The following is a 16,836-nucleotide window of genomic DNA, read 5'->3' on the forward strand; positions in this document are numbered from 1 at the left end:
TGGCCAGCAATTCGCTGGGCCAGTTCAGCGGCCGTGCAACCAGGTCGCCCCGCGCAAGCGTGTCTCTGTTTTGAAACAACCGGCGCATTCGCCGCCGGTTCCCGCGATGCAACGGCAGTCGTCCCGTGCCGCCGCCTTCCGCCGCCGAACGTACGGCAGACGTGGCCAGACCGCGCTGCACGCGTCGTTCCGGCCGTTCGTCGGCAGAAACGCACGACGCGTCCGATGCCGGCGTTACGTTACATCCGTGAAGCATTTCGCCTCGTCGGGCCGCGTTGGGCACCCGACGCCCCGGCCCTCCCGTCCGTAGACACCTTTCTCGACCGACTGCGCAATCCAGTCCCGGCGGGACTCGCCGACCCGCGCCGTATCACTGCTCAACATTACTCAACAATCGTCTGACGACGCTGGTACGGAATCTGCATTCCATTCGGGTAAAAGCCGCGCCGGTCATCGCGCGGACAGGAATCCCCCTCGGGCGCGTCCAAGAACCCGCCCGAACGATCCGCACATGCAACGAGGCCCTTCATGAATGCGCTGCCCAACTCGTCCGATCCGTCGTTCCAGCTCTTTCTCGCGAAGGTGCTCGAACAGCCGCTGCCCGACTGGACCGAAAAACAGCAGATGGAACTCGAGATGGCCCGCACGCTGTCGACGCAAATGGTCAATCTCGCCGAAGACATGCGCGGCCACACGCCCGATCTCGCCCGCTGCCTCGTGCTGCTCCGCTACGCGAAGGTGCTCGACTTCATGCTGACGTCGCTCGCCGCGCACCGCGACATTCATCCGCAGACGCTGCGCACGCTGTTCCGGCTCGCGAACCTGAAGGTCGACGACGCGTATCCGGTCTGAGCCGGCACGACGCATCGTCTGCGGCGAACGGCACGTGCGGCAAACCCGCTCATTCCCGATGTGCGCGGATGCCCGGTAATCTCGCCGCATGAGCATCGCGAACCGGACATCGCGACTGGCCGGCGAACTCTGCGTCTTCGCGAAGCGGTACGGGCGCAAGGCACAGAAACATCTCGACCCGAACGATCGCCGCTACGATCACGACGTCGAACGCACGATGCGGCGACTGTCGCCGGCCGATCTCTCCGGTCTGCTGGCCGGCGACGAAGCCGAAGGCGAACACGACATCGCGCCCGGTTCCGCCGATACGCCCCGCCGGCCCTGAACGTGGCCGGCTTCGGCCGGGCCTGACCGCCCACCCGTGCTGCCCGACGGCCCCTCCCCGCAAACGGAGGTACAATCGCGCGCCATGAACGCACTTCGCCGCTTCCTGCTCCGGCCAGGCGTCGCGCGACAACTGCTGTGGGGATTCCTCCTCGTGACGCTGCTGTCCCGCGCGCTGATGTCGGGCGCCGTGATGCTCGATCCGGATGGTCCGGAGGCGGGCTCGGTGGTGCTGTGTTCGGGCCGCGGCCCGCTGATCGTCACCGGCGCCGCACTGGCCGCCCGCTTCGATGCGAGCGCGCCGATCACGCCGGCCAACGACGCGTTGGCGCTCGTCGATGCGCTCAAGCATGATGCGCACGCCGACAAGACCGCGTCCTCCGGAAACGGCGACAGCCTCTGCGCCTTCGGTGCAGCGCTATTCACCGCACTCGCGTCGTTCGTGCTGCTGGTGCTGCTGTTTCCCGCCGCGGCGCCGCGACGGTTCCGCATTCATTTCGACAGTATCCCTTTCGTGCGATCGATATTCGACGATCGCCCGCCCTCCCGCGCACCTCCTCTGTTCTGCTGAACGTTCCGCCTTGCGGCGCGTGCACGTCAATGTGCATGCGCCTTCACGCCGTTCGTTTCACACGACCTGATTCACGCGTTCATCCGCATGCCCGCATCGCGCGGGCGGCGCCGCGTTGCGCATCGCTTGCGCATGACGCCGCGCCGCCCGTTGCGCCCCTGCACGCATGCGGGTGCGACGCACGTTGACGGCAGCGGGCCCGCGCCGGCCCCGCCGCTCGACGCTCACGAGGAGCTGACACCATGTCGACGACCGTCGATCGGGCAATCTCGCCCACCCGTTCCGCAAGCGCCGGTTACCGGACGCTCTGGCGCTGGCACTTCTATGCCGGCCTGTTCGTGATGCCGTTCCTCGTGATCCTCGCGATCACGGGCACGCTCTATTGCTTCCAGCCGCAGATCGAGCCGCTGCTCTATCCGCACCGGCTGATCGTCGAACCGCGCGCGACGCCGCGGCTCGACGCCGACACGCTGCTCGCACGCGCACGCACCGCGATGCCGGCCGGTGCAACGCCGGTGTCCGTGCAAGTGTCCACCGCGCCGGACCGCAGCGCCGAGTATGGTTTCCGGCTGCGCGACGGCAGCCGCGAGAGCGTGTACGTGAACCCGTACGACGGCGGCGTGCTCGGCACGCTGAGCGTCGACAACCGCTTCATGCAGGTCGACCGGATGCTGCATCGCAAGCTGCTGCTCGGCAAGACGGGCGAGCTGCTGATGGAGCTTGCCGCCTGCTGGACCTTCGTCATGATCGGCACCGGCATCGCGCTGTGGTGGCCGCGCGGCGCCGAGCGCGTCGGGCGCGCACTGCGGCCCGACCTGTCGCTGCGCGGCCGGCCGCTGTGGAAAAGCCTCCACGCGACAGCCGGTATCTGGCTCGCGGCCGGCACGGTCGCGTTCATCCTGACGGGGCTGCCGTGGTCGGGCTCGTGGGGCAAGAACTTCAAGGCGCTCGCCGCGACCGTGAACCTCGGCGCGCCGGAAGGCGCATGGGGCGGCTCATCGGTGCGCTCGACGCGACCGGGCACCGCCACGACGCCCGGGCAGGCGCCGGCGCACGCCGCCGCACCGTCCGGCCATCACCACGATTCGGGCGATTCGATGCCGGGGATGGTGATGGACGACCTGCCATTGCCGCAAACGCCGTGGGCGGTCGGCAACGTGCCCGTTCCGCAATCGCCGTCGGCGCCGACCCCCGCACCGTTGCCGCTGGCCCGCGCGATCGCGACCGTCGCCGGCCTGGGCGTGACGAGCGGCTACACGCTCGCGCTGCCGTCCGGCGCGGACGGCGTGTTCACCGCGTCGTACTTCCCGGCCGACCCGAAAGCGGAACGCACGATCTACGTCGACCAGTACAGCGGCGCGGTATTGAAAGACATCCGCTACGACGACTACGGCGCGGTATCGCAGGCCGTGTCGTACGGCACGTCGCTGCACATGGGCCGTTACTTCGGGCTCGCGAACCAGATCATTTGCGCAGTGTTGTCGCTCGGACTGGCCGCGATGGCCGTCACGGGCACCGTGATGTGGTGGAAGCGCCGCCCGGCCGGAAAGCTGGGCGCACCGTCGCGCGAACGCGGCACGCCGCCGATGCGCGGCTGGATCGCCGGGCTCGTGCTGCTCGGCATCGTCTTCCCGCTGATGGGAATCACGATCGTCGCGGTCTGGTTGCTCGACCGGCTGCTGTTCGGCCGCGCGACGCGCGCGGCAGCGTAATCGACGCAAGCGCTTCCACCCATTCGAAGGAAACCGAAACGATGAAGTTCAGATTGATGCTGCCCGCCGCCGTGCTCGCGGCCTTTTCTCCGGCCGGGCAGGCACAGGAAAGCGGCGTCGACCGCACCAGCGCCACGCTCGCCCCGATCCGCGTCGACGCGCAGAAGGCACCCGCGCTCACGCAGCCGCTCGACACCGGCAGCCATCTCGGCCTGTCGTCGCTCGAAACGCCCGCGAGCGTCGAGCAGATCAACCGCGCGACGCTCGACACGCGCGGCGACAGTTCGATCATCGACGCGGTGAGCCGCGCCGCCGGCATCAGTGCGTCGCCGCATCCCGGCAACGGCAATTCGGAGCTGAGTGCGCGCGGCTTCGTCGGCGCATCGTCGGTCACGCAGCTCTACGACGGCGTACGCCCGTACGGCGCGATCGGCGTCACGTTCCCGTTCGACACGTGGTCGGTCGACCATATCGACGTGCTGCGCGGCCCCGCGTCGGTGATCTACGGCGAAGGCGCGATCGGCGGCGTGGTCAACATCGTGCCGAAGAAGCCGACGCGCACGCCGATCCGCAACGAGCTGCAGGTCGGCGGCGGCACCGAGGGCACGGCGCGGGCTGCGTTCGGCAGCGGCGGCGCGCTCAACGACAAGCTGTCGTACCGCTTCGACATCAGCGGCAACCGCTCGTCGAACTGGGTCGACCGCGGCGACTCGCGCAACCTGTCGATCTCCGGCGCGCTGCGCTACGACGTGACGCCGGACCTGACCGTCACGGCGTCGTACGCGCAGGGCTTCATGCACCCGATGCAGTATTTCGGCGTGCCGCTCGTGAACGGCGCGCGCGATCGGGCACTCGACAAGAAGAACTACAACGTCGGCGACAGCGACATCGCGTTTCGCGACAGCTGGGCCACCGTATCGGCGAACTGGCAGCCGAGCGACAGCCTGAACGTGACGACCACGCTGTACCGGATGAAGAGCAACCGTCACTGGAAGGATGCCGAGTACTACACGTACCTGCCGTCGAGCGCGCAGGTCCGGCGCAGCAGCTACACGGAAATCTTCCACGACCAGGAACAGTACGGCAACGTGACGACGGCCACGGTCAGCAGCGCGCTGCTCGGCATGCGCAACACGTTCTCGACCGGCTTCGAGTTCAACCACACGACGTTCCAGCACGACAACAACTCGCCGTACTCGGGCACGTCGACGGTCGATCCGTTCAATTTCGACCCGGGCAGTTTCATCAACACGGCCGGCACCGTTCCGAAGTACCGCAGCCAGTCGAACCAGTACGCGCTGTTCGCGGAGAACCGGCTCGAGATCACGCCGCGCTGGTCGGTGATCGGCGGGTTGCGCTACGACCACGCGAGCGTGAACCGCGACGATCTCGTGAACGGCGGCGCGTTCACGAAGGTGTTCGCGAACACCGGCTGGCGCATCGGCACCGTGTACGACGTGCGGCCCGGTCTCGCCGTGTATGGCCAGTACTCGGTATCGGCCGATCCGGTCAGCTCGCTGCTGTCGCTGAATGCGTCGAAGGCGAACTTCACGCTCGCGACCGGCAAGCAGATCGAGATCGGCGTGAAGCAGTCGTTCCTCGACGGCAAGGCGGAATGGACGCTCGCCGCGTACCGGATCGTCAAGAGCAACCTGCTGACGGCCGACCCGGTGAACCCGAACCAGTCGATCCAGGTCGGCCAGCAATCGTCGCGCGGGCTCGAGGCGACGGTCGGTGCGGAGATCGCGAAGGACTGGCGCGTCGACGCGAACGTGTCGATCCTGCGCGCGAAGTACGACGACTTCCAGCAGTCGTCCGGCGGCACGACGGTGTCGCGCGCGGGCAACGTGCCGGTGTCGGTGCCGCAGCGGCTCGCGAACCTGTGGGTGAGCTGGCGCTTCGCGCCGGACTGGACGGGCATCGCGGGCGTCAAGTACGTCGGCAAGCGCTTCGCCGACACCGCGAACCAGCTCGTGATGCCGTCGTACACGACCGTCGATCTCGGCCTCGCGTGGAAGCCGCGCAAGGACACGACGATCACCGCACGCGCGTACAACGTGTTCAACCGCCGCTACGTGCAATCCGCGTACTACAACGAGACGCAGTACCTGCTCGGCAACGACCGGCGGTTCGAAGTACTGGCGAACTACCGGTTCTGACGGCGCATGCCGCCGCACAACGTGCCGGCCGGCACGGGCGCGGCGGCGTGCCGGTCGGTCTCCGGCATCGCCGCCGCCACCCCGCCTTCGTACCTCACGCCCCCGTGCCCGCCGCACGCCCCGCCATCCACTTCCGGTAGCGGCGCGTCTGGCACTGCGCGACCAGTTGCTGCCGCACCAGCGCACGCAGCGGCGACACCTGCGGGTGCGTACGCCGCCCTTCGCTGAGCCGCGTGAGCTGGAACTTGACGACGGCCATGTTGGCCAGCGCGCCCAGCGCCTTGTTCTTCCAGCGGATCGGCTGCAGCACCGGTGCGCTGTCCTTGCCCGCGCGCCAGTCGCGCGGCAGGTTCGGGTCGATCGACAGCGCGGTCGCGATGCCGACCATCGCCACGCCGCTGTTCACGACCTGCTCGGCGACCGCACGACGCCGGATCCCGCCCGTGACCATCAGCGGCATCCGCGCGACGGCCGTGATGTCGCGTGCGAATTCGAGGAAATAGGCTTCACGCGCCAGCGTGCGCCCGTCGCGGGCTTCGCCCTGCATCGCCGGCACTTCATAGCTGCCGCCCGACAGCTCGACGAGATCGACGCCGAGCGGATTCAGCAGCTCGACCACACGCTTCGCGTCGTCCGCGCTGAAGCCGCCGCGCTGGAAATCGGCCGAGTTCAGCTTCACCGCAACGACGAATTCCGGCGACACCGTTGCACGCACCGCCTTCACGATATCGAGCAGCAGGCGCGCGCGATTCTCGACGCTGCCGCCCCACCGGTCCTGCCGGCGGTTCGTCAGCGGCGACAGGAACTGGCTCAGCAGATAGCCGTGCGCCGCGTGCACCTGCACACCGGTGAAGCCGCTTTGCTCCGCGAGTTGCGCGGCGCGCACAAAGCGCTGCTGCACGTCGCGAATATCGGCTTCCGTCATCTCCTTCGGCACCGGGAACTGCTTCGACAGCGCGCCGAGCGCGAGCGGCACGGCCGACGGCGCGAGCGTCGTCTGGCCGAGCGCGGCCTGCATCTGGCGCCCCGGATGGTTGATCTGCATCCATACGTGCGCGCCGCCCGAGCGGGCGATTTGCGCCCAGCGGCGGAAGCGGTCGAGCTGCGCGTCGTTTTCGAGCACGACGCCGTTCGGCCCCGTCATCGCACGGCCGTCCACCATCACGTTGCCGGTCAGGATCAGGCCGACCTGGCCGTCGGCCCACGCCTGGTACAGGCGCAGCAACGCGTCGGACGGTGCGTGGTCCGCATCGGCCATGTTCTCTTCCATCGCGGCCTTGGCCAGACGGTTCGGAATCACCGCCCCGTTGGGCAGTGTCAGCGGCGCAAACAGATTCATGGTGGACTTCCTCGATTGACGATGCCCAACGATAACTTTAAAGTCAACTTTAAGGTCAAGCCCTTTTGGAGCACATCATGAAAATCGGCGAACTGGCTAAGGCGAGCGGCCTCGCGGCGTCCCGCATCCGCTTCTACGAAGCGAGCGGCCTGCTCGAACCGGCCCGCCGCCAGGCGAACGGCTACCGGGAATACGGGCCGGAAGCGTTGACGCGGCTCGCGATCATCGATCGTGCGCAGCGCGCGGGCTTCGCGCTCGACGAAATCCGCGCGGTGCTGCCGCCCGATCTCGGCGCGTGGCCGCGCGACGAACTGCTGGTCGCGCTGCGGCACAAGGTCGACGAAATCGCGCTGCTCGAGCGGCGTCTCGTACAGAACCGGCAGCATCTGGAAACACTGATCGACGAAATCGAGAACAAGCCGGCGGGCGAGGATTGCGCGGGCGCCGCGCAACGGATGCTCGACCGGCTGTGCGAGCAGGCCAGCGAACCGCTTGAACCCGCGCCCGTCGTGCGGCCGGCGCGCAAGCGGGCGTGACTGACTGCACGGCGTTCCCCATCGATCGATCAACCCGCGCTGTGGCGAGACGCGTCGACGCAAGCGCGCCGGCTTCCGCTGCGCCCCCTCATGACCGCCCTATCCGCATGACGATCCCCCGTATCCGAGGATTTTCCATCGCCGCGCTGCTGACGTGCGCCATCGGCAGCACCTTTGCAGCGACGTGCGACGACACGCATTCGTCGATCCGTTGCCCGGACACCCCCGATCTGCCGGCCGACATCGTCGCGCAGTTGCCCGCCGGCTACGAAGCGCTGGATGCCGCGTCGGGGCGACTGACCGACGGCACCCGCAACGGTTACGTCGTCGTCGCGCATCAGCCCGGCGATTCGATGAGTACGCCTTCGCCGCGGCCGCTGCTGATCTTCCTGCAGGGCAAGGACGGGCACTACCGGCTCGCGGCGCGCAACGACACCGTGATCATGAAAGCCGACGAAGGCGGCATGGGCGACCCGTATCTCGATGGCGTCGCCGACAATGCGCTCACGGTCGAGCCTCGCACGTTCACGGTCGAACAAGGCGTATTCGCGGGCCGTAACCACTGGCGCGACCGCGTGACGTTTCGCTACGAGGCGGCGCATCGCACGTGGATGTTCCATCGCGAAGTGTTCCGGAACTGGCGATTCAACGAGAACCCGGATGGCGATGCGCTGAAAGCCGACCCGGTGCGCGTCACGCGCGCCGATGCGGCGAAGGCCGTCGCGTTCGACGCGTGGCGGCCGAGCGACTGGTGCGATGCCGCCGAACGGCGCGACAGCGATCCGGCGTGCCGCAAGCATTGACGGCGCGCGGGCGGCGACGGTGCGTGCCGGTCGCTTGAAGTGCGCTGCGGCACGACTGTCCGGATTTGCCTACGTCGCAGGTAATCGACGCGCGCCGCCCACACCGCGATCATGGCGCCATCGATTCACGAACCGCAGCACGCCCAGGAGCCCGCCGTGACCGCCTATGCCATCGCCCACCTGCACGACGTCGACATGTGCGACGACATCGTTGAGTACCTCGAACGCATCGACGGCACGCTCGCGCCGTATGACGGTCATTTCGCGATTCACGGCGCGCGGCCGGAAGGTCGCGAAGGCGTGTGGCGCGGCGACCTGATCGCGATCGCGTTTCCCGATCTCGACACGGCGCGCGCATGGTACGACTCGGATGCGTACCGGCAGATCCAGCCGCTGCGCGCCCGGCACGCGAGCGGCCCGCTGATCCTGATCGACGGCGTCGACGAACGGCACAAGGCGACGGACGTCCTGCGCTGAATCGCGACGCCGGCGAGGCCGGCAACGCTTACGACGCGTTCCGCTCCATCGGCTCGCCGACCACGAAGCCGCCGCCCTGGAACCGCTGCGCGGGATCGTCGTACTCGGCGGTCGGCGCCGTCACCGGGAACAGCCCGGCGAACTGCTCGGAGCTGTCGCGCGGGCGGAAGCCGAGGAAGCCGGCCTTCGTGTTGTCCCACCACTTCACCGGGTTGTCCGACGCGCCGTAGACGATCGCGTGCCCGACACGGTTCGTCAGCAGCGAGCAGCGCACCAGCTCGATGAAGTCGCGATAGCTGAGGAACGTGACGAGCATGCGCGGATTCTTCGGCACTTCGAACGACGAGCCGATCCGCAGGCACACCGTCTCGATCCCGAAGCGGTCGAAGTAATAGCGCGACAGCGATTCGCCGAAGCACTTCGTCACGCCGTACAGGCTGTCGGGGCGCAGCGGCGAATCGGCGTCGAGCACTTCGGTGACCGGATGGAAACCGATCGCATGGTTCGAGCTTGCGAACACGACACGCTTCACGCCGTGCTTGCGCGCGGCTTCGTACAGGTTGTACGTGCCGGTGATGTTCGCGCCGACCAGATCGTCGAACGGCGCATCGACCGAAATGCCGCCGAGGTGGACGATCGCGTCCACGCCATCGACGAGCGCCATCACGGCCGGGCGATCGGCCAGGTCGACCACGCGGATTTCTTCATGCGCGGCCGCGTCGTCCAGCGCCGCGATGTCGCTGACGCGTACGACGTCGGCCCAGTCGGCGAGCGCGCCGCGCAACTGGCGGCCCAGGTTGCCGGCCGCGCCCGTCAGCAGCAGGCGCCCGAACGGTTTGCGCGCGGCGGTGGATGAGGCGTTCATCGAATCTCCTTGAATCTGACCAAAATCGGAAAACGTTTTCCAACTATACGCGGTGGTGCGGCCGAACGTCAATGGTCGAACCCGTTCTCAGCCATCCGCACTTTCCCGATATCGACGGCTGGCCGCGCACCGGCTTTTTCTGACACAATCCGGCGTAATAGAACGAAAACGTTACCCTTCCGATGAAAAAAGTTTCCCCGACGATCCGCGACGTGGCTGCGGAAGCCGGCGTGTCGGTCGCGACGGTATCGAAGTACGTGAACGGCACGCAGCGCTTCTCGCCGACCGTCGAGGCGCGGCTCAAGGAATCGATCGAGCGTCTCGGTTACCGTTCGAACCCGCTCGCGCGTTCGATGATCACCGGCCGCACGCGCACGATCGGCCTCGTGATCCTCGACATCAGCAACCCGCACTTCACGAACGTGGTGAAAGGCGCGAACCGCGTCGCGCTGCAGCACGACTACACGCTGCTGCTCGTCGATACCGAAGAGAGCCAGGCGCGCGAACGCTCGCTGATCGAAGCGCTGGCGCAGCGCGTCGACGGCCTGATCGTCAGCACGCGGATGCCCGACGAGGAAGCCGGCTGGATGCTCGACCTCAACAAGCCGCTCGTGCTGCTGCGTCGCAGCCCCGGCCTGCCGATTCCGAGCGTCGGCATCGACAACCGGCTGTCGACCTACATGCTCGCGCGTCACCTGCTCAATCTCGGCCACACGCGCATTGCCTATCTCGGCTTCGGCACCGCGCGCGTGAACGACGAGCGGATCCAGGGCGCGCGCGACTGCCTCGCCGAAGCGGGGCTCACGCTCGACGTGCACGATGCGCATGCGCCGACCGCCGAAGCCGGCGAGCGCGCATGCTCGCGCGTGATGCTCGGGCCGCAGCGTCCGCAAGCGGTGATCTGCTACAACGACCTGATCGCGCTCGGCTTCATGAAGGAAGCGGCATCGCTCGGCTTCCGGCTGCCGCAGGACGTGTCGGTCGCGGGCATCGACAACGTGCCGTACGGCGAATACGCGGCGCCCGCGCTGACGACCGTCGACATCCAGAGCGAGAACATGGGCGAGCTCGCGATGCAGAAGCTGATCGACGCGCTCGCGGGACGCACCGATGCGAGCTATTCGACGTTCGAGCCGCGGCTGATCATGCGTGCATCGACGGCATCGGCCGGCTGATCGCGCGCCCGCCGCGCGCGCCGAAAGAAAACGCGCCGCCCGAGGGCGGCGCGTTCGTTTGCCGGGACGCCATCAGGCGTCGAGTTTCGCGGGCTTCATCTTCGGCGTGAGCACGTGCATCACGGCCAGCGCGATCAGGTAGGCCGACGCGCCGATCGCGAACAGCACCCAGTAGTGGCCCGTGCGCTGCAGCACCTGGCCGATCACTTCCGAGAACAGCACGCCGCCGATCGAGCCGGCCATCCCGCCGATGCCCACCACCGACGCCACCGCACGGCGCGGGAACAGGTCGGACGCCGTCGTGAACAGGTTCGCCGACCAGCCCTGGTGCGCGGCGGCGGCGAGGCCGACGATCAGCACCGCGGGCCACAGGCTCTGCACCTGCGACACGAACGCGATCGGCAGCACGCAGCATGCGCAGATCAGCATCGCCGTCTTGCGCGCGCCGTTCACGCTCCAGCCTGCGCGCAGCAGCATCGACGACAGCCAGCCGCCGCCGATGCTGCCGACCGTCGTCAGCGCGTAGATGCAGACGAGCGGCAGGCCGATGTGCTGCATGTCCATCCCGCGCGACTCGTTGAGCCACTTCGGCAGCCAGAACAGGTAGAACCACCACACCGGATCGGTCAGGAACTTGCCGATCAGGAATGCCCACGTCTCGCGCTTGCGGATCAGCTCGCCCCAGCGCGGCGCGCCGGCGTTCGCATTCGCGGCATCGAGCGCTTCGGCTTCGTCGCGCGGCTCGTCGTACTCCGCGGCGAGCGCACGCGTGTCGGCCTGGCGATAGAGCACGAGCCACACCGCGAGCCACACGAGGCCGATCGCGCCGATGATCACGAACGCTGCGCGCCAGCCGTAGGCCACCGCGATCGCCGGGATGATCGCCGGGGCGAACACCGCGCCGATGTTCGCGCCCGAGTTGAAGATGCCGGTCGCGAGCGCGCGTTCGCGGCGCGGAAACCATTCGGCCGTCGTCTTGATCGCGGCCGGGAAATTGCCGCCCTCGCCGATCCCGAGCAGCGCACGCACGAACGCGAAGCCCGTCACCGAGCCGACTGCCGCATGCAGCATCGCGGCGATGCTCCACACCAGCATCGCCACCGCGTACGACACGCGCGTGCCGAGCCAGTCGACGATGCGCCCGAAGCCAAGCAGGCCGAGCGCATAGAACGCGGAAAACGCCATCACGATGCGGCCGTACTGCACCTGGCTCCAGCCGATGTCGTGCTGGAGCATCGGCGCGAGCAGGCCGAGGATCTGCCGGTCCATGTAGTTGATGACGGTCGCGAAAAACAGCAGCGCACAGACGGTCCAGCGGTAGCGGCTGGCGGCTGCGCGCACGGCGCCGACGACGGCAGATTGCATGAATGTCTCCGATGCGCGGCCGCGCCCGTCGCGCCGCACGGTATTCGTTGACCGGCGACCGGCGCCGGGGTGGGCGGCCCGCGCTGACGCACGGGTCGGTTCACCCACCAATCTGGAAAACGTTTTTCAAAGGATAGGGCGTCTGCCGGCGCCCTGTCATTCGGGGATTTCGATGAGTCATCTCAAATGGGTCACCGCAAAAGAGACGACTGTTTCGCAGATTGGCATTAACCGTTTTTCCCGGATTTTCCCGACACGCGCGCGGGAGTGCGGCCGCCCATTCACATGTCCGATTCCAGCCAGAATCCGGCGCGGGGATGGTTTACAGTCGTCGCATGCGCCTCGATCCCGACACCTGCTACGACGCCCTGCTTTCGCGGAACCGCCGCTTCGACGGCTGGTTCTTCGTCGGCGTGGCGACGACCGGTGTGTATTGCCGCCCCGTTTGCCCGGTGAAGCCGCCGAAGGCGCAGAACTGCAGCTACTACCCGACCGCCGCAGCCGCCGAGAAAGCCGGGTTCCGGCCCTGCATGCGCTGCCGCCCCGAACTCGCGCCCGGCCACGGGCTGCTCGACCTGTCCGGCAATCTCGCCGACGCAGCCGCCTCGCTGATCGAGGACGGTTTCCTGAACGCACATTCCGTCGACGCGCTCGCGCAGCGCGTCGGCGTGACCGAGCGGCATCTGCGGCGGATCTTCGGCGCGCAATTCGGCGTGTCGCCGGTCGAGTTCGCGCAGACGCACCGGCTGCTGATGGCCAAGCGGCTGCTGACCGATACCGCGCTGCCGGTGGCCGTCGTCGCGTCGACGGCCGGATTCGGCAGCGTGCGGCGCTTCAACGACCTGTTCCGCCAGCGCTATGGCCTCAACCCGCTGCGGCTGCGCAAAGGCGCCGGTGCATCGGCCGACGGCGACATGACGTTCCCGCTGCCGTACCGGCCGCCATTCGCGTGGGACGACCTGATGCGCTTTCTGGCGCAGCGGCAGATCGACGGCGTCGAGCGGATCGATGCGCAGGGTTATGCGCGTGTCGTCGACATGCCGGACCGGAACGACGGTGGCCGCGTGACGGGCTGGCTATCCGTCGCACACGTGCCGCAGCGCTTCGCGCTGGCCGTCACCGTGTCGCGCGCGCTGACGCCGGTCGTCCCGGCCGTGCTTGCCCGCGTGCGGCGGCTGTTCGATCTCGACAGCCGGCCCGACGTGATCGACGCGCATCTCGGCGATCTCGCGAGCGGCTCGCCGGGCCTGAGGGTGCCCGGCGCGTTCGATGGCCTCGAGATCGCGATTCGCGCCCTCGCAGGCGAACAGCTGGCGGCGGCGGATGCGGGTACGCCGGCGCCGGCACGCATTGCAGAACGCTTCGGCGCCCCGGTCGAAGGCGCGCCGCCGGGCCTCACGCACGCGTTGCCGTCCGCTGCAACGCTGGCCGCCCTGCCGCCTTCGGCCCTCGAAACCATCGGCATCAAGCGCGATACGGCACGGGCAATCGTGTCGCTCGCACGCGCAATCGACGACGGCACGCTCGCACTCGAACCCATGGCGCCGCTCGATCCAACGCTCGCCGCGCTGCGCACGATGCCCGGCTTCGACGAACGCGCGGTGCAGTACGTCGCGATGCGTGCGATGGCCTGGCCGAATGCGTTCCCCGCCGACGATGCGTGGCTTCCCGCACGCACCGAACGCGCGACCATGCCATCATCTGCGCCGCATGCGGCGCGCTGGGCGCCGTGGCGCGCGTATGCCGCACTGCATGTGTGGCGACTTCATGGAGATGCAGCGCGATGACTCCCGCTCACCTGATTCCGAGCCCGCTGGGCGACATCGCCGTGCGCATCGAGGACGATGCGCTGACGGGCCTCTACTTCGTCGGCCAGAAATACTTTCCGCCGGTGGCGATCGTGACCGAAGCCGAAGCGCTCGCGAGGTCGCCGGTCGCATGCAAGGTCGCGGAAGAAATCGCCGAATACTTCACCGGCACGCGCGACACGTTTTCGGTGCCGATCCACCTGCGCGGCACCGCGTTTCAGCGACGCGTGTGGAAGGAGCTGCTCGCGATTCCGTTCGGCGAACTCGTGTCGTACGGCGACATCACCGAACGCGTCGGGTTGCCGATGAGCGGCGCGCGCGCCGTCGGCGGTGCGGTCGGCCGCAATCCGGTATCGATCATCGTGCCGTGCCACCGCGTGGTTGGCGCGTCGGGCAGCCTGACCGGCTACGCAGGCGGCATCGACCGCAAGCGTGCGCTGCTGTCGCTCGAAGGCGCCGGGTTCTCACGCGGCGCCCATCATCCGGTTCAGCAGGCGCTCGCATTCTGATACGTGATGCGCATCACGCGCTCAACACCGGCCGGCGCGCTTCACGCTTCGCATATGCGCCGGGCGTCGTGCGGAATTTTGCCTGGAACAGCGCGATGAACGACGACGTCGAGTCGTAGCCCAGTTGCGCGGCCACCGTGCCGATCGGCTCGCCCGCATCGAGCAGCGGCAGCGACGCGATCAGCCGCACAGCCTGCCGCCATTCGGTGAACGACAGCCCCGTATCCTGCCGGAACAGCCGCGACAGCGTGCGCCGCGTCGCGCCGACCTGATGGCCCCATTCGTCGAGACTGCGCGTATCGCCCGGCGCGGCATGCAATGCCCTCGCGATTTTCAGCAGGCGCGGATCGCGCGGCAGCGGCACCGTCAGCGGCGCCGGCTGCATCCGTGCGATCCGGTCGGCGATCAGGCACACGAGTGCGCCCTCCGGCCCCGCCTCGTCGTAGTTCACCGGCAACTCGCCCGTCGCGATCACCAGCTCGCGCAACAGCGGCGTCATGCAGAGGATCGTGCAGTCGTCGTTCACGTCGTCGCGCGCGATCGCGGCGTCGAGATACAGGCTGTGGAACGCGACGCAATCGCGCGTCGACACCGCATGCGGCACGTGCGGCGGAATCCACATCGCATAGTGCGGCGGCAGCAGATGCCGGCCCGACGGCGTCGACACCTCGAGCACGCCGCTCGTCGCATACATCAGCTGGGCCCACGAATGGCTGTGCGCGTCGACGCTCACGTTGCCGGGGATCCCGAACGCGCGCACGTACAGCGGCCTCGGCAGGCGCGCCATCGGCGGCACCGCGTAAGGGTCACCCGATTGTCCCGCCAGCAACATAAAACGTCCTCCGAAGGTCATTGCACGAACGAACGCGATGCTACCGTGGCGGCTCTTCTTTTACACGGCTTCCGTTCATGAGCGCTCACACCCGCACCACCCGCAAGACCGTCACCGCGATCCGTTCGACCAAAGGCATCGGCAGCCTCGTGTCGCTGACCGCGTATTCCGCGCCGATGGCGAAGCTCGTCGATGAAGTGGCCGACGTGATCATCGTCGGCGACTCCGTCGGCATGGTGCTGTACGGGATGCACGATACGCTGCGTGTCACGCTCGACATGATGATTGCACACGGTGCGGCCGTCGTGCGCGGCGCCGCGCAGGCGTGCGTCGTCGTCGACCTGCCGTTCTCGACGTTCCAGGAATCGCCCGCGCAGGCCTATCGCTCCGCCGCGCGGCTGCTCGCCGAAACCGGCGCGCAGGCCGTGAAGCTCGAAGGCGGTACCGAGATGGCCGACACGATCCGCTTCCTGACCGATCGCGGCATTCCGGTGATGGCGCATGTCGGCCTCATGCCGCAGCAGGCCAACGCGACGGGCGGCTTCCGCGCGCAGGGGATGGATCTGCGTTCCGCTACGCAGGTGTTCGACGCCGCGTGCGCGGCCGAGCAGGCCGGCGCGTTCAGCGTGGTGATCGAAGGCACCGCCGAAGCGCTGGCGCGCCACCTGACCGACACGCTGACGATCCCGACGATCGGCATCGGCGCGTCGCCGGCATGCGACGGGCAAGTGCTCGTGACCGAGGACATGATCGGCGCGTTCGATGCGTACACGCCGCGCTTCGTGAAGCGCTATGCCGATGCGAATGCGGTGATGCGCGACGCGATCCGGCAGTACGCGCACGACGTGCGTGAGCGCGTGTTTCCGGAGCCCGCGCATTGCTTCGGGTACGGCAAGCCGCTGCAACTCGCAGACGCAACCGCCGCCGCGTGATGCGCGACGAACGACGCGGTTACGTCACGTGCGCTTGCGCATCGCATGTGCGACCCGCGCGTTCGCTTCGAATTTCGCGCGATGCGTCGAGAAGAACGTCCGCACGTTGCGGACGTTCGATGCGCCGGTGAACAGCCGCCGTGCGAATTCGTCGTATTCGGCGACGTCGGCCAGATCGGCCACCACGACGAAATCGGGCCCCGGCGACACGCGGTAGCACTGCGTGACGGCAGGCTCCGCACAGACGTACGTTTCGAACGCGTCGTAGTCTTCCGCCGTCTGCCGGTCGAGGCTGATCTCGATCAGCGCGGTGACAGCCGTGCCGATCGCGACCGGGTCGAGCACCGCGACCTGCCGGCGGATCACGCCGGCTTCCGTCAGCCGCCGCACGCGGCGCATGCAGGTAGGCGGCGACGACAGCGCGCGCTCGGCCAGTTGCAGGTTCGACACCGACGCGTCGTCCTGCAGGATCGCGAGGATGCGCAGGTCGAGATCGTCGAGGGTGATGCCGGCCATCGGCGGCTCCTTCCGGTCAGGGTGTGAAATTTAATTTCAACATGATAGGCGATCATCCTTA

At 68.0% G+C, this 16,836-nt stretch carries 16 protein-coding genes and 1 pseudogene; 12 read left to right on the plus strand and 5 right to left on the minus strand.

The genetic code is table 11. The features are described from left to right. The first annotated feature begins 528 nt into the window (after positions 1 to 528). The 5 genes from ACWMMN_RS29925 (at position 529) to ACWMMN_RS29945 (ending at position 5,618) form a co-directional block, all read left to right on the plus strand. The gene (locus ACWMMN_RS29925; protein ID WP_059237706.1) at positions 529 to 852 is read left to right on the plus strand and encodes a hypothetical protein; all 324 of its coding nucleotides are present in this window, start codon (positions 529 to 531) and stop codon (positions 850 to 852) included. Between the two features lie 88 nt (positions 853 to 940). Then, entirely contained in the window at positions 941 to 1,177 is a 237-nt protein-coding gene (locus tag ACWMMN_RS29930) for a hypothetical protein (RefSeq protein WP_174993367.1), read from the plus strand. An 84-nt stretch (positions 1,178 to 1,261) separates the two neighbouring features. Continuing rightward, positions 1,262 to 1,747 carry a hypothetical protein gene (locus ACWMMN_RS29935; RefSeq protein WP_059237708.1) on the plus strand — a complete coding sequence of 162 codons (486 nt, stop codon included), beginning with the start codon at positions 1,262 to 1,264 and terminating at the stop codon, positions 1,745 to 1,747. Positions 1,748 to 1,989: 242 nt separating this feature from the next. Beyond that, complete coding sequence (locus ACWMMN_RS29940; RefSeq protein WP_174993365.1) at positions 1,990 to 3,459, plus strand: PepSY-associated TM helix domain-containing protein; 1,470 nt, start codon at positions 1,990 to 1,992, stop codon at positions 3,457 to 3,459. Between the two features lie 41 nt (positions 3,460 to 3,500). Further along, complete coding sequence (locus ACWMMN_RS29945; protein ID WP_486423538.1) at positions 3,501 to 5,618, plus strand: TonB-dependent receptor; 2,118 nt, start codon at positions 3,501 to 3,503, stop codon at positions 5,616 to 5,618. A gap of 94 nt (positions 5,619 to 5,712) precedes the next feature. Here the strand turns inward: ACWMMN_RS29945 and ACWMMN_RS29950 are convergent, their stop codons facing one another. Further along, complete coding sequence (locus ACWMMN_RS29950; protein WP_174993363.1) at positions 5,713 to 6,957, minus strand: NADH:flavin oxidoreductase/NADH oxidase family protein; 1,245 nt, start codon at positions 6,955 to 6,957, stop codon at positions 5,713 to 5,715. Between the two features lie 77 nt (positions 6,958 to 7,034). On the opposite strand from ACWMMN_RS29950, the gene ACWMMN_RS29955 reads away from it, so the two are divergent. The 3 genes from ACWMMN_RS29955 (at position 7,035) to ACWMMN_RS29965 (ending at position 8,773) form a co-directional block, all read left to right on the plus strand. Continuing rightward, entirely contained in the window at positions 7,035 to 7,493 is a 459-nt protein-coding gene (locus ACWMMN_RS29955; RefSeq protein ID WP_059237712.1) for a MerR family transcriptional regulator, read from the plus strand. 107 nt (positions 7,494 to 7,600) lie between these two features. Continuing rightward, positions 7,601 to 8,296, plus strand: coding sequence for a hypothetical protein (locus tag ACWMMN_RS29960; protein WP_340625373.1), 696 nt, complete (start codon positions 7,601 to 7,603; stop codon positions 8,294 to 8,296). Positions 8,297 to 8,452: 156 nt separating this feature from the next. Then, entirely contained in the window at positions 8,453 to 8,773 is a 321-nt protein-coding gene (locus ACWMMN_RS29965) for a DUF1330 domain-containing protein (protein ID WP_059240824.1), read from the plus strand. A gap of 28 nt (positions 8,774 to 8,801) precedes the next feature. On the opposite strand, the gene ACWMMN_RS29970 is transcribed toward ACWMMN_RS29965, so the two are convergent. After that, positions 8,802 to 9,638 carry an NAD-dependent epimerase/dehydratase family protein gene (locus tag ACWMMN_RS29970; protein WP_059237714.1) on the minus strand — a complete coding sequence of 279 codons (837 nt, stop codon included), beginning with the start codon at positions 9,636 to 9,638 and terminating at the stop codon, positions 8,802 to 8,804. Positions 9,639 to 9,709: 71 nt separating this feature from the next. Between ACWMMN_RS29970 and ACWMMN_RS29975 the strand changes: the two are divergent. After that, positions 9,710 to 10,813: pseudogene (locus ACWMMN_RS29975) on the plus strand (LacI family DNA-binding transcriptional regulator). 72 nt (positions 10,814 to 10,885) lie between these two features. Here ACWMMN_RS29975 and ACWMMN_RS29980 read toward each other — a convergent pair. Beyond that, positions 10,886 to 12,178 carry an MFS transporter gene (locus tag ACWMMN_RS29980; RefSeq protein ID WP_059237716.1) on the minus strand — a complete coding sequence of 431 codons (1,293 nt, stop codon included), beginning with the start codon at positions 12,176 to 12,178 and terminating at the stop codon, positions 10,886 to 10,888. Positions 12,179 to 12,495: 317 nt separating this feature from the next. Here ACWMMN_RS29980 and ACWMMN_RS29985 point away from each other — a divergent pair, with 317 nt between their 5' ends. Both ACWMMN_RS29985 and ACWMMN_RS29990 read left to right on the plus strand, forming a co-directional pair. Next, on the plus strand, positions 12,496 to 13,965 hold the full coding sequence (locus tag ACWMMN_RS29985) for a bifunctional transcriptional activator/DNA repair enzyme AdaA (protein WP_486423539.1): 1,470 nt from the start codon (positions 12,496 to 12,498) through the stop codon (positions 13,963 to 13,965). Then, positions 13,962 to 14,495, plus strand: a complete 534-nt coding sequence (locus tag ACWMMN_RS29990; protein ID WP_256086813.1) for a methylated-DNA--[protein]-cysteine S-methyltransferase — start codon at positions 13,962 to 13,964, stop codon at positions 14,493 to 14,495. Before ACWMMN_RS29985 ends, ACWMMN_RS29990 begins: the two co-directional genes overlap by 4 nt. A 13-nt stretch (positions 14,496 to 14,508) precedes the next feature. On the opposite strand, the gene ACWMMN_RS29995 is transcribed toward ACWMMN_RS29990, so the two are convergent. Beyond that, positions 14,509 to 15,327, minus strand: a complete 819-nt coding sequence (locus ACWMMN_RS29995; RefSeq protein WP_486423540.1) for an AraC family transcriptional regulator — start codon at positions 15,325 to 15,327, stop codon at positions 14,509 to 14,511. 77 nt (positions 15,328 to 15,404) lie between these two features. Between ACWMMN_RS29995 and panB the strand changes: the two genes are divergently transcribed. Further along, entirely contained in the window at positions 15,405 to 16,259 is an 855-nt protein-coding gene (panB, locus tag ACWMMN_RS30000; RefSeq protein WP_486423541.1) for a 3-methyl-2-oxobutanoate hydroxymethyltransferase, read from the plus strand. A gap of 24 nt (positions 16,260 to 16,283) precedes the next feature. Here panB and ACWMMN_RS30005 read toward each other — a convergent pair whose 3' ends face one another. Further along, a complete protein-coding gene (locus tag ACWMMN_RS30005; protein WP_059237721.1) occupies positions 16,284 to 16,775 on the minus strand; it encodes an Lrp/AsnC family transcriptional regulator in 492 nt (163 codons plus the stop codon). Between the last annotated feature and the right edge of the window lie 61 nt (positions 16,776 to 16,836).

Source organism: Burkholderia cepacia complex sp. TUM26381 (genome assembly GCF_057439935.1).